This window comes from Pseudomonas sp. SZ57, from assembly GCF_009495975.1.
In the GTDB taxonomy this organism is placed as follows: domain Bacteria; phylum Pseudomonadota; class Gammaproteobacteria; order Pseudomonadales; family Pseudomonadaceae; genus Aquipseudomonas; species Aquipseudomonas syringae.
In genome coordinates this window covers 584619-597281 of record NZ_WIBD01000002.1, presented here as the reverse complement: position 1 = coordinate 597281, position 12663 = coordinate 584619, and the positions used below count along the sequence as shown (strand labels likewise).

12 protein-coding genes and 1 pseudogene are annotated in these 12663 nt (G+C 59.0%); 7 read left to right on the top strand and 6 right to left on the bottom strand.

Going from position 1 to position 12663, the window contains the following annotated elements; all coding sequences use genetic code 11:
* The first annotated feature begins 70 nt into the window (after window positions 1-70).
* Complete coding sequence (locus tag GE543_RS02745; protein ID WP_371927076.1) at window positions 71-412, top strand: hypothetical protein; 342 nt, start codon at window positions 71-73, stop codon at window positions 410-412.
* A 93-nt stretch (window positions 413-505) separates the two neighbouring features.
* On the opposite strand, the gene GE543_RS02740 is transcribed toward GE543_RS02745, so the two are convergent.
* Window positions 506-823 (bottom strand): YqjD family protein, encoded by a 318-nt coding sequence (locus GE543_RS02740; protein WP_003400563.1) that lies wholly within the window; start codon window positions 821-823, stop codon window positions 506-508.
* A 153-nt stretch (window positions 824-976) separates the two neighbouring features.
* On the opposite strand from GE543_RS02740, the gene GE543_RS02735 reads away from it, so the two are divergent.
* The 3 genes from GE543_RS02735 (at window position 977) to GE543_RS02725 (ending at window position 3370) form a co-directional block, all read left to right on the top strand.
* Entirely contained in the window at window positions 977-1231 is a 255-nt protein-coding gene (locus GE543_RS02735) for a hypothetical protein (protein ID WP_003315380.1), read from the top strand.
* A gap of 104 nt (window positions 1232-1335) precedes the next feature.
* Window positions 1336-2697, top strand: coding sequence for an MATE family efflux transporter (locus tag GE543_RS02730; protein ID WP_153220576.1), 1362 nt, complete (start codon window positions 1336-1338; stop codon window positions 2695-2697).
* A gap of 22 nt (window positions 2698-2719) precedes the next feature.
* Window positions 2720-3370, top strand: a complete 651-nt coding sequence (locus GE543_RS02725) for a TetR/AcrR family transcriptional regulator (protein ID WP_003411350.1) — start codon at window positions 2720-2722, stop codon at window positions 3368-3370.
* Between the two features lie 15 nt (window positions 3371-3385).
* Here GE543_RS02725 and GE543_RS02720 read toward each other — a convergent pair whose 3' ends face one another.
* Both GE543_RS02720 and GE543_RS02715 read right to left on the bottom strand, forming a co-directional pair.
* Window positions 3386-6127 (bottom strand): glycoside hydrolase family 3 C-terminal domain-containing protein, encoded by a 2742-nt coding sequence (locus GE543_RS02720; RefSeq protein ID WP_046269949.1) that lies wholly within the window; start codon window positions 6125-6127, stop codon window positions 3386-3388.
* Window positions 6124-6366 (bottom strand): hypothetical protein, encoded by a 243-nt coding sequence (locus tag GE543_RS02715; protein WP_032702947.1) that lies wholly within the window; start codon window positions 6364-6366, stop codon window positions 6124-6126. Before GE543_RS02715 ends, GE543_RS02720 begins: the two co-directional genes overlap by 4 nt.
* Before the next feature lie 583 nt (window positions 6367-6949).
* Here GE543_RS02715 and GE543_RS27615 point away from each other — a divergent pair.
* Window positions 6950-7246 (top strand): annotated as a pseudogene (locus GE543_RS27615) (hypothetical protein); the annotation flags it as partial.
* A 37-nt stretch (window positions 7247-7283) separates the two neighbouring features.
* Here GE543_RS27615 and GE543_RS02710 read toward each other — a convergent pair.
* Window positions 7284-8102 (bottom strand): glycoside hydrolase family protein, encoded by an 819-nt coding sequence (locus tag GE543_RS02710; RefSeq protein WP_371676313.1) that lies wholly within the window; start codon window positions 8100-8102, stop codon window positions 7284-7286.
* Window positions 8103-8291: 189 nt separating this feature from the next.
* Entirely contained in the window at window positions 8292-8771 is a 480-nt protein-coding gene (locus tag GE543_RS02705; protein ID WP_003411342.1) for an LEA type 2 family protein, read from the bottom strand.
* Between the two features lie 190 nt (window positions 8772-8961).
* On the opposite strand from GE543_RS02705, the gene GE543_RS02700 reads away from it, so the two are divergent.
* The gene (locus tag GE543_RS02700) at window positions 8962-10170 is read left to right on the top strand and encodes an acetyl-CoA C-acyltransferase (RefSeq protein WP_153220574.1); all 1209 of its coding nucleotides are present in this window, start codon (window positions 8962-8964) and stop codon (window positions 10168-10170) included.
* A 92-nt stretch (window positions 10171-10262) separates the two neighbouring features.
* A complete protein-coding gene (locus GE543_RS02695) occupies window positions 10263-11036 on the top strand; it encodes an enoyl-CoA hydratase (protein ID WP_153220572.1) in 774 nt (257 codons plus the stop codon).
* On the opposite strand, the gene GE543_RS02690 is transcribed toward GE543_RS02695, so the two are convergent.
* The gene (locus tag GE543_RS02690) at window positions 10976-12583 is read right to left on the bottom strand and encodes a type VI secretion system Vgr family protein (RefSeq protein WP_153220570.1); all 1608 of its coding nucleotides are present in this window, start codon (window positions 12581-12583) and stop codon (window positions 10976-10978) included. The genes GE543_RS02695 and GE543_RS02690 overlap by 61 nt on opposite strands.
* Between the last annotated feature and the right edge of the window lie 80 nt (window positions 12584-12663).

The window sequence follows — 12663 nt, the reverse complement described above, 5'->3', positions numbered from 1 at the left end:
CGACACAGGCGATCAACGGGCCGCGCGGCAATGTTAGACTCGCGCCACTTCAGACGAGGAGCAGACCTACGTGCGCAAGACGGTAATGATGATAGCGGTACTGGCTCTGGCCGGATGCGATGGAGGCGGGCCCGCCAGGGATAAAGTCCAGGGGACGGCAGTGACTGCTCCGGTCTCTACGCCGCAGTGGTTCATTCAGATGAACTCGCGGGAGGCGGTCAGCGATTCCAGCGCCTGGTTGCTCGAGCGCAGTTATGCCCCGATCATCGTGGACGTAGACGGGAAACAGCAGGTATTGATAGGGCCTTATGAAAGCCAGGCCAAGGCCGAGGAAGAGCGCGTGACGTTACAGGCGAAGGTGACCAAGTCGCACCGTTTTGCCGAGCCGTCGGTGGTACAGCACACCCGCTAAGGGCGTTCGCCAGGTTTACATTTGCTTCCTCACACTTCACTGCATCAGCACCGCGGGCCAGCAACCTGGCCCGCGATGCCGTTCATCAGTCGATCAACGACGACCCAGCAGCAGGCCAACTACCAGGCCAAAGCCCGCAGAAATAGCCACGGTCTGCCATGGATGACCACCGATGTAGGTTTCAGTCGCTTCGACAACCGGCTTGGTGCGGTCGCGAACGCTGGCCATCGAATCCAGTGCCTGCTTGAGTTTGACGCTCAACTGCGCACGCAATGTCTCTGCTTCTTCGCCCACCAGTGCAGCACTTTCCTTGAGCAGTTTGTCGGATTCTTCGATCAGTGCCTGCAGGTCACTGAATGCCTGATCCTTGATTTGATCGGCAGCTTGTTGAGCAGGGGTCTTACGAGCCATGGGTGTATTCCTTTCAAGTGGTGGCAACAGTGTTCAATGGAGTCTCGCGCATCCTGAAAAGTTGCAATTGCTTGAATCACCCGACGCAAGACTCTGCAAGCAATGCCCCTTACAGGTGTAAGATGCAGCCGTTTTTAGCCGTAGGTGACTGTGATGAGTTTCAATCTGGCCAATCGGCCGCTCCCTGAGCGTACCGCTCTCGAAGACGAAAAATCCCGTCTGTTCGAACTGTGGCAGAGCAATCTGGGCAAGGCCAAGGGCGAGGCAGCACGCCTGATGGGCGAGCGCGCCAAGCGCAAGGGCAAGTGGTCTGAGTGGGTTCGTTCCGAGCTGGATACCATGAGTCCGCCGGAATACGCCAACATGGTCCGCAGTGAAGTGAATCGTCTGATGGCGGCGAGCAGGTAGCAGCACATCTGACAGCGACCCGACACTCCGGCGCTGATCGCTCTTGACGCTTCGGCGTGAGGGTGTCTTGCCTTTCTGACCCGTCAGGCCCTTTGAGAACGTTGATGGCCCAAGCCAGTGCAAGATTTACCCAAGGCAGCGTAGCGCGTCATATCGTCGTCACCGCCAGTGCCAGCGCCTTGAGCCTGTTCGCCGTCTTTCTGGTCGACATTCTCACGCTGGTCTACGTATCGATGCTGCATGACCCCGTGCTTCTGGCGGCTGTCGGCATTGCCAAGGTCCTGATGTTTTTCAACGGGGCGCTGGCAACCGGCCTGATCATCGCCGGAGCCTCGGTACTTTCCGCGCGCATCGGCCATCGGGCGGCCAGATCGATACCCAGGCTCACTGGCAGCCTGATGCTCATGGTGATCACGGTCAGCGGTCTGGCAGCCGCCGCCCAGTTGACGTTTATCGTGCCAATCATGCGATGTCTGGGTGCCGAGGCGGCCACTTACGAAGCAGCGCGCAGTTTTATCTGGCTGACCCTGCCTTTTACCGCGTTGCAGGCGGTGATGCAGATGTCGGCGCAGATGCTCAGAACCATTGGTGACAACCGCCGGGCGATGGGCGTCGTGCTGTCCGCTGCCGCCACGCTGGCAGTGGCGGACCCGTTTTTCATCTTCGGGCTCGGCCTGGGGCTCGACGGTGCGGGCATTGCGTTTGCCGTATCCGCAGCAGTTTCCGCGTCCATCGGGCTGTATTGGGTGCGCAGCCGAATAGGCATGGTGTTCACCCGCCATCTGAAACTGTTGCGTCTGCATGCGCGGCATACCTTCAGGCTGGCGCTCCCGGCGATGGCGGCAAATCTGGCGACGCCGGTCGGTTTGGCTTATCTTGTTGCCTCGCTATCGGCATTTGGCACTTCCGCTCTGGCCGCGATGACGGTGCTGGATCGGGTCATACAGTTTTCGTACTGCGCTTTTTTTGCCCTGCCTGGCGCGCTTGCCCCGGTGCTGGGTCAGAACATTGGTGCGAGCCGCGATGATCGCGTGCGTTCTGCGGTCATTTTTACCCGGCGGTTGGTGGTCTGCTATGGGCTGGCGGTGTGGCTGGTGCTGCTGCTTTGTGGTGGCATGATTGCCGACCTCTACCAATTGGGGGACGAAGCCCGTGCCGTGTTCATGGCCTTTTGTTTGTGGGGCGGCGGTCTCTGGGTTCTGATTGGTCTGGATTTCGTCGCCATCGCGGTATTCCTGACCATGAACAGATCGTGGTGGGTCGCGGTGTTTGCCTGGCTCAGGGCAACGGCGGGTACAGTGCCGTTCGTCTTCGCCGGGACCCACTGGTTCGGCAGCAGCGGTGCGCTGCCCGGCATGTTTACCGGCAATGCGCTTATCGCGCTGATCTCCATCACCACGGCGTCGCTGACGGCGAAACGGTTTTTTACCAGCAGGGCCCCGGTCATGAGCATCGGGGCACATTGAATCAAGGCGTTATCAGGTTTTTATGGTCATCGAAGAATCAGGGAATGAATCCGCAGAAACGGCCCCACCCAAGCGTCGCCGCGCGCCCAAGGGAGACATGCGCAGAAAGGCCTTGCTGGACGCCGCTACCGTTGTTTTTGCCAGAGATGGCTATTCGAGCGCGTCGATGCGCGAGGTCGCACTGCTTGCCGGTATCACCACGGTGGGGTTGCTGCACCATTTCCCCAACAAGGAAGCACTGCTCGCCGCCTTGCTGGAACGCAGGGACCAGCGGGTCACCTCGCGCTTTCAGGATCTGGTCACCGAGCCGACGCTTGAAGGGTTTCTGAAGTTTCTCAAGCTGAGCATGAGTTTCAGTATCGAGAATGCTGAGGAGTGTCAGGCCGCACTGCTGATGAATACCGAGAGCCTGTCGAAGGCTCACCCGGCATGGGCTTGGCACCTTGAGCGATTCCAGCTGACCCACGAACACGCACGCGGGCATTTGCAGGCGTTGATAGAGGCGGGGGAAGTGCGCGGCGATATCAATGTCAAAGCCCTGGCCCAGGAGATCTTCTCGGTCATGGACGGCTTGCAGATTCAGTGGCTGCGAAGCCCTCAGGACGTGGATGTCATGGCGGTTTTCGATATCTACGTGCAGCGATTGGGAAGGGATATCAAGGCTCATCCATGAGCCTTGACGGGTGCATCAGTAGGTCTGTGCTGCGCTGACCTGGACTGCCTTGCGCAGTGGCAATGGCAGCGGGTTACTGTCACGCGTGGTCAGTTTTTCCGGGTACAGGGTGATCAGCGTCCTGTTGAGCGTGAGGTTCTCCGAGTCCGCACCGACGAGGATCTTGAATTTCCCGGCATCGACGTCCCAGCTTGCCGTCTTGTCGACGTAGTAAGCCAGCGAGCGTGAGTCTATCGGTACGCTGACGGTCTTGCTCTCGCCCGGCTGCAGGTACACCTTGGTGAAGCCCTTGAGCTCTTTCTCCGGACGGTCCACAGCAGGTTTGACCGGCTGCACATACAGCTGCGCCACCTCGAAGCCTGCCTTGTCACCGGTATTGGTCACCGTGAATTTCACGTCGATCGTCGAGCCTGGGGTCAGCACGTTGGTCGACAGCTTCAGGTCGCTGTAGCTGAACGTGGTGTAAGACAGGCCATAGCCGAATGGATAAAGCGGCTTGGCGTGTTTCTTGTCATAGCCGCGATAACCCATGTACAGGCCTTCGCTGTAGGTCATTTCGGTCAGCGGGTTGCTGCCGCGGTAGGCCGCCGGGTCCGGATAAGAGGCATAGCTCGGGTTATCCTCGATGTTCTTGTCGATCGTGACCGGCAACTTGCCCGACGGGTTGACCTTGCCGTAGAGAATCTCGGCCAGTGCCTGACCGCCTTGCTGGCCCGGGAACCAGGCTTGCAGTGCAGCGCCGACCTTGTTCGCCCATGGCTGCATGTTGGCCACGCCACCGCCGTGCATGACCACGATGGTGTTGGGGTTGGCCTTGGCAACGAAGCTGATCAGTTCAGCCTGTTGGTCCGGCAGATCGAAGCCATGGTCGGAACCTTCGCCTTCGTTTTCAGACGTGGTGCCGGCCGCAACCACCACCGCATCGTATTTCGACAGGTCCTTCGGCGGACGCAACGCAGCCCAGCTCATCTGTACGCCGGTCAGGCCGCCCAGTGCGGGAATGAAATTGCCCTGTACGCGCTGGTATTCCAGTTTTACGGTATAGGTTTTGCCGGCCGACAATGCCGCAGTTTTACCCGACGTTGTCAGCGCATTCACCACGTCGCCCGAGTAAGGCACGCCGTCGCTCTGCACGATGAGTTCATCGTTGACCCAGAGTTTGTAGGGGCCGTCCGCACGCACCTTGAACGCCTGAGCACCCGAGATGGTGGGCTTGATGGTGGTGGTGAAACGTGCCGAGAAGGCGCCGGCTGTCGGGCTGAAGCCAGATACCGCAGTGCTGCCTGCGTTGGTTACGTTGCTACCGGTGGTCCAGTTCAGGTTCACGCCGGGTTCCACACGTGTCAGCACCGGGTCACCGGAAAAGCTGGTGTTGGAGAAGTATTCGGCTTTTACCCCGGCGTTGCTGATCCCGTTGTCGCCGGTTGCTGGCTGATACCACACCGAGCTCGCCGGATTCAGGCTCATCTCTGACAGATACGTGACATCGCTGCTGCTGGATGCCAGTTGCTGCAAACCGCTCAGCTCGGTCACGTAGCTGTTGGGCGGTGAGTTAGCGGTGCCGAAAGGCGATGCCGGTACGTCATGCGCCCAGTTACCGATCACGGCGATTTTCGCTGAGCGCTCCAGCGGCAGCAGCGGTTTGCCGGCAGCGGTGTTCTCGTTGCGCAGCAGCACGATGGATTCGCGCGCGGTATTCAGCGCAGCACGCATGCCGTATTCCGGGTGCTCCAGGGTCTTGGCAGTGTTGAGGTTGTTCTGCAGGTCGTAGCTGACGATGCCACGCAGGTTGCGTTTGACCTTGTCGTCGATCACATTCTGGGTCAGCTGCCCGCTCCACAGGTAGGGCAGGAGATTGGCTTCGGTAAACTGCAGGCCGGAGGGCATGTCGATGTCCGTACCGGCCCACGCGCCCTTGAAGGCATCATGAATGGCGTTGAAGTCACTGATGACCATGCCCTGATAGCCCCATTCGCCCTTGAGCACTTCGGTGATCAAGTGATGGTTTTCACAGGCGTAGTCGCCGTTGACTTTGTTGAAGCCGCACATGATCGAAGCGACATTGGCGTTCTTCACCATCGACTCGAAGCCTGGCAGGTACAGCTCGCGCAAAGTGCGCTCATCGACCTTGACGTCGACCGCCTGACGATTGGCTTCCTGTTCGTTGGCCAGGTAGTGCTTGCCGCTGGCCTGGATCCCCTGAGCCTGAATGCCGTTGACGATAGCGGGTGCAAGCACGGCGCCGAGGAACGGGTCTTCACCGCTGACGTATTCTGCCGAGCGGCCGTTGTAGGGTGTCCGGTACAGGTTCACGCCTGGCGAGAGCATCTGCTGACCGCCGGAAATGCGCGTTTCATAAGCGATGGCCAGGCCGAATTCCTTGGCCCGGTTGATGCTCCAGGTCGCTGCCAGCGCAGACTGCGACGGATATTGAGCGCCGAATGTGGCGTTGTTGACGTGCACGCCCATGGACGAGTCATACGCCACGGTGCCCTTGATGCCCCACTTGAGCAGGGACGGGATCATGTGACCGTCGTTAACGCGGGTGAAGTTGATCTTTTCCGACTGGCTCATGTTGTCGAGAATCGAGCTGACGCGCGCCTCGACTTCGTTGCCGGTCGCCGGGGTCACGGCGGCGAGTGCCAGGTTGGCCTGCATGACGCTGAACGTCAGCAGGCTCAGTCCCAGTGTCTGTTTGAAGGCTGACAAGGCAAGTGTCCTTCCGGTCGATGTGATCGGTTGATTGAGGTTGTTCATGGTCGTTGTGCCTGGGCAGGGGCATCGTCGGTGTCCACCGGCGTGTCGAGCAGGGACGACGAACTCTGTTGTTGGGCCGGATTGATCTTGTCGGCGCCTGACAACTGGTCGCGCTTGGCTTCCACCTGCGTCCGGATCTGTTGATCGGACCCGGTGGCAGGTGTGCTGGAAGTTGAGTCCGCGGCGAAAGTTAAGGCACTTTGCGCGCACAGAAGTACTGCACTGAAAACAGACAGCATTGATCTAGTCATCGATTGAATCTCGATTGATGGTTTGCAGGATAAAAACGGACGGCCGTTGCGATGGCACAGGGCTCGGCGGAACACTCAGTCCAGCGCGACAGTAAACAGTTCACAGGTCGCTAAAGTATGAGTAATGGAGATTTTAATAAATGATGCCACCTGGCCATCATCTGATTTTGTCAGATGAGGTCGAAGGATTTAGACAGTATTTAAAGAATAAAATCGGCAAATTTGCCTTAATACAGCCATTAAAAGCCAAAAAACTACATTATTTTAGGTTTTTATTGTTTTTTAATAAACCTAATTGTCGTTAGGTTTAGAGAGCTGGTAAGCTTTGCATTCTCGTGGTTCCTGCGCGTTTCAAAGGCCGGCTCCATAAGAGTAAGTATCGGGGTGTAAGCGTAAATTAATGAACGCTTAAAGAAATCTCCAGGCACTTGAAGTGCACATTAGTCAACGACGTCTTTAATTTTTATTCCATTGAAACTGGACGTGAAAGTGTGCATTACCGATCGGCCATTGCCGTGTGCAGAGGGTGCAAGGGTGATAGGAATAATCAGCCGACGGCGCGTCAGTTTTTATTACGTTAAAGGCAATAGTGGTGAGTGAGGGAAAACAGCGGTTAGATCTCGCGGTGTTGAGCATCGTCGGTCGCCTGTGCTTCAGCAAACCGCAAAAACTGACCTTTGGCCAGATCTACAGGGAGCTGGTGCGCGCTTATTCAAGCGCCCCGGCGATCCATGTCTGTGTGGCGACGGTCGACACGCTGGTCAGGGAAGGGCTGTTGATCTCGACAAGAGTTCTGGAGCCCGATCAGTCATTTCCCTACACCCAGCACATCATCAGCGGTCTGACCGAAATCGGCGCAGCCTCGCTGAGAGGCTGCGAAGATGTGTTGACCGAGCCGCGCGGGGTTACTCGCTGTGTGGCAGAGACAGGTAATACTGGCCCAGTTCGGTCAGCTTGCCTTCAGCGTCCAGCAAGCTTGAAAAGTGCGGGTCAGGGTTCATCCGGCCCGTGAACCAGGCGTATCTGAACACGTCCTGGCGCTGCTCGAGGGTGGCGACCATTTCCGCCATCTGCCGTTTCTGCTTGTCGACTGAATCAATCTGCGCTCCGTCATCCGGGGCGTGCCAATTGGCGAACTCGGTGACCCAGAAGGGTTTTCCGTACTTTGACAGACGGTCGAGCATCCCCGGCAAGCCATAGTCGTACCAGTGAAAAGCCAGGTAATCGATGCGCGGGTCCCGATTCTGATTCATCGACCGATAGGCCGTATAGAAGGCATCGAGCCACACAACCGGGTCGCCGTAGCCTGGCATGGTTCCCCAGTTCATGCCTGGCCCCACCAGCTTTACACCGGTCTGGGCGGCGATCTGTTCCAGTCTCGGCCAGAAGCTGGCCGCCGCTTCGGGTGTCATGTTGGCCTGATCGAGCAGATTCGGCTCATTGATCACCAGCAGATAGCGGATGGCTGAGTGAGCCAGCAGGTATTGCTTTAACTGCCCGTCGTCAACGTTGCCGTTCCACACCATCGGGATGAAATCCACGCCGTACATCGACGCATAATCGTACGACGCCAGACGGTCATGGGGTCTGGGGCTCCAGTTGTACCACCAGCTCACGCCAGCAGATAACGCACTCAGGTCGGCGGGCAGGGCGATGTCGTAGGCAATTCCACGCTTGGCGCTTTTTTCTGCAGCCCATGCCGGTGCCATGCACAGGCTGAGCATCAGCGTCACAAGGGCTAGAAAAGTCGGGAAAAAACGTGCTGACGGGTTCTGCGGGGTCATTGGCAAATCTTCCTTGAGGGTGGGGAGGTGCAGAGCATGCGCTGCAGTCAGGCAGCAGAAAGCATGCCACCTGTATCGTCCCGTTTACCCTGCCAAACCCCGAAAGGCATTACCACCCGTAATGACTTGTTACCAGGGATCTCCCTCTGCCTGGCGCAAATCCAGCGTGCCGCTGTCACTGAAGCGCATCGTGCCGAACAGGCCGCCAGCCAGCTTGCCGCGAAGCGTGTAGGGCAGATTGTCCAGACGCTGGCTTTGACTGAGCCCCAGTGCCTGGCGCAAGGCAGCGAATGCCGACACGCTGACCGGCACCACCAGCACCGCTTCGGAGAAGCGTCCTACAGTGCCTTTCTGGTTGCTGACCCCGGAGGCCAGCAGCCTGTCGTTCACGTCGAGGTCCAGCGCGACGCCGTTGTAGTTGATCTCGGTTTCGTTTGGATTCTGAACCCGCAACGTCACCGCCATGCGCAGTTCCAGACCTTGGCCGGGGATGGGTTCGATACCCACGACGCTGATCGTCAGCGGGTCTCGATGGGGAATCAGCGCACAGGCGCTCAAGCCGAGGATGAGCAGCCCGGAGAGCAGGGCGCGGATCAGGCGTAGCGACATTCGTGTGCTCCAGCGTCAGGTTCAGTGATCTTCAGACCTCGCCAGTGATGAGAGATTCGGCGCGCCGGGCACGATGCCGGGATAGCGGCTAATCTGCCTGCCTCAACCATTGCGTCTGCAATGCAGCAGGTTGATGATTCCCCCGTACCTATAGAAAACCGTATCTATAAAAACAAGACTGGAGATAGCCATGTCCATCGAAAGGACACCCCCTCATCAAGACCCCGTGGTCATTGTCAGTGCCGTGCGCACGCCCATGGGCGGTTTTCAGGGCGATCTGCAAAGCCGCAGTGCCACCCAGCTGGGATCGATCGCTATCCGTGCTGCTGTCGAGCGCGCAAGCATCGAGCCTGCAGACGTGGAGCACGTACTGTTTGGTTGTGTACTGCCGGCAGGTCTCGGTCAGGCACCCGCTCGACAGGCGGCGCTGGGTGCCGGGCTGAGCCATGCGACGCTGTGCAGCACGGTCAACAAGATGTGCGGTTCCGGCATGCAGACCGCAATCATGGCCCATGACCTGTTGCTGGCAGACAGTACTGCGGTGGTGGTGGCTGGCGGCATGGAGAGCATGTCCAATGCGCCCTACCTGCTGGACCGCGCGCGCAGCGGTTATCGCATGGGGCACGGCAAGGTGCTCGATCACATGTTTCTCGACGGCCTCGAGGATGCCTATGAGCCAGGCCGGTTGATGGGCACCTTCGCCGAGGACTGTGCCGGGCTCAACGGTTTCAGTCGCGAGGCGCAGGATGCGTTTGCCCTGGCCTCACTGGCTCGCGCGCAACAGGCTATTGCCGAAGGCCATTTCGACGCCGAGATCGTGCCAGTGCAAGCCACCGTGGGCAAAGAGTCGAGGCAAATCACTCACGATGAGCAGCCACCCAAGGCGCGTCCGGACAAGATACCCACGCTCAAACCCGCTTTTCGCGAGGGCGGCACGGTCACCGCGGCCAACTCCAGTTCTATCTCCGATGGCGCAGCAGCGCTGCTGTTGATGCGTCAGTCCGAGGCTCAGCGGCGTGGCCTGAAGCCTCTGGCGGTGTTACATGCGCATGCTGCGTTCGCCGATAAGCCGGGCCTTTTTCCAACGGCGCCGATAGGGGCCATTCAGCGCCTTTTGGGCAAGACAGGCTGGACTCTGGACGACGTTGATCTGTTCGAGATCAATGAGGCGTTTGCCGTGGTGCCACTGGTGGCAATGCGCGAGCTGGACATCCCGCACGATAAGGTCAATGTCAATGGCGGTGCCTGCGCGCTCGGCCATCCGATCGGTGCCTCGGGTGCGCGGATCATCGTGACGCTGCTGGCGGCCTTGCAGCACCGACAACTCAAGCGTGGTATTGCGGCAATCTGCATCGGCGGCGGTGAAGCTACCGCAATAGCTGTCGAAATTTTTGATTAAACGTTATTAATCAACGTCTTGATCTAATAATCGAATGTTGATTCTATAAAAGGCTGTTGATTTCATAATCAAATAAAAAAGGATATTTATCAATGCTTTACGAGACACTTCTCATAGAGGTTATAGATGGTGTAGGTCTGATCAGACTGAACCGGCCCAAGGCGTTGAACGCCTTGAATGCGCGCCTGATCAACGAATTGAACCATGCCCTCGACCAGTTCGAGGCGGACAGTGCGATCGGCTGCATCGTGCTGACCGGTTCGGAAAAAGCCTTTGCCGCCGGCGCGGACATCAAGGAAATGGTCGACCTGTCCTACCCGCAGATCTACCTCGATGACCTGTTTCGTGAAAGCGACCGGGTCGCCGCCCGACGCAAACCCCTGGTGGCTGCGGTAGCCGGTTTCGCCTTGGGTGGCGGCTGTGAACTGGCATTGATGTGCGATTTCATTCTGGCTGCCGAAAATGCCAGGTTTGGACAGCCCGAGATCAATCTCGGCGTGTTGCCGGGCATGGGCGGTACGCAGCGCCTGACCCGCGCGGTGGGCAAAGCCAAGGCCATGGAAATGTGCCTGACTGGCCGGTTGATCGATGCTCAAGAGGCCGAGAGTGCCGGTCTGGTGGCCCGCGTGCTGCCGCTCGAGCAGTTGCTGCCGGAAGCGCTGGCAGTGGCAGCGGTCATCGCGAGTAAATCCCTGCCAGTGGCGATGATGGTCAAGGAGAGCGTCAACCGCGCATTCGAGGTCAGCCTGGCCGAAGGCATCCGCTTCGAACGCCGGGTGTTTCACGCCGCCTTCGCCAGCCAGGATCAGAAGGAGGGCATGCGCGCTTTTATCGACAAGCGCCAGCCCGACTTCAAGGACTGCTGATCTTTATGACCCACGATCAGGATACGTTGCGCGTCAACGTGCAGCGCCGCGGCTTGCCCGCGTACCAGCAATCCGTCGTGGGCATTGACGTGCAAGTGCTCACCGCTCGCCACTCGAATATATCCAGCCGGTTGTGCAGTCATCTCGTCCAGCTCCTGACCCGGTGACAGTACTGCGCAAATCACGGGCCGTTCGGGATGGTCATCGAGAAAGCGGACCCGCACTCTTGCGCCCGGCGCTAGCCGATGAACCTCCGGGCAGGCGACCTCGGCCATCGGCCAGCGTTGTGCGGGTTGGTCTTCCAGGCTTTGCACATGCCAGTCGAAGCGGATTGAACGGTATCCGGGTGGGTCTGGCCGTATGTCGTTGCGCTGCAAGGTGGCGAAATGCTCACCAGCGACCGCGGGTCTCGGGTGGTTGTTCGACGGGCGATACGGCGTCGCCCACGGAATGACCCTGAAGCTGTTGCAGTAACCGTTGCCTTGCAACTGTTCAGCGTCGGGTGACGAACGCTTCGCTTCGACGAGGATACGCAGGATTGCCAGCGCATCATGGGCGGCGGCACCTTTCAGCACCTGTAACTGCCTGCCCGCGTGAACCACTTCGGCCACTAACCATTGGTCGTTGAGCAAGGGTTCCGGATGATCGAGCACCTGGATGACTTCACCACATTGCAAGGCGGTGTCGGTGCTTCGTCCTCTGACATCGCGCCGTTCGCAGCGCAGGCGCTCCAGCCTGCGACTGCCACGCTGCCGGCTCAGGGCCTCCTGGGGGCTGATTGCTCCACGAAAGCCTGGCGGTTGAAAGGCATGATTGGCCGCTATTGTCAGAGGGTGCTCGGGTGCGCGCGCAGGTTGCGGGTGGTCGGCGGGTTGTCTTGAAACGGGCGGAAAACCCAGTCGCTCGGCCAGGTGCTCCAGCGTCTCTCGCGGCGCGCCTGACGTTTGCGGGTGCTTGAAGCGCACCGGCAATGGCTGCGCCGGAAAGCTCGCAGGGTCGTCCGAGAACACCAGCCGATGGCCGCTCTGGCGATGCTCGAAACGGAAATGCATGCCTTCTTCCTCGCACAGGCGCTGCAACAGGTGCAGATCGCTTTCGTCGTACTGGATATGCAACGGCCTGGCAGGATAAAGACCATTCACGTGTTCGAATCGGTATGCGTTCGCGCCGATACTGTGCGCTTCAAGCAACTGCGCGATCAGTTGAGGAATCGCAAGGTCCTGATAGGTGCGGCGTTGTCGATGTTGCACCAGCCGGTGCAGATCAGGCACCAGAATCAGGTGGTAGAGACTCACGCGAGCCCCGCGGTGGAGCCGCGCCGCATGGTCTATACGGCCATGCCTGCCGCTGCCGGATTCGCCGAAGCTTAGAAACGCTTCGCGATGCAGCAGGCTGCGCACGTCCAGCTGCGGGTCGCTGCCGATCATCCAGATGTCGAAGCGATACGTTTCATTGAGGGCTTCATGGCCGGCGAAGCTGATGATATGCAGATCCGGCTGGCAGTCGGTGATCGCCAGCATGAAGGGCACTTGCAGGTCCTTGCGCATCCGCGGGGCTCTCTAGCTTCAAAAACGGGGCCGCGAAGGTTACGGAATACGGGGTTACAAAAGCATTGCTGCAAGGTTTT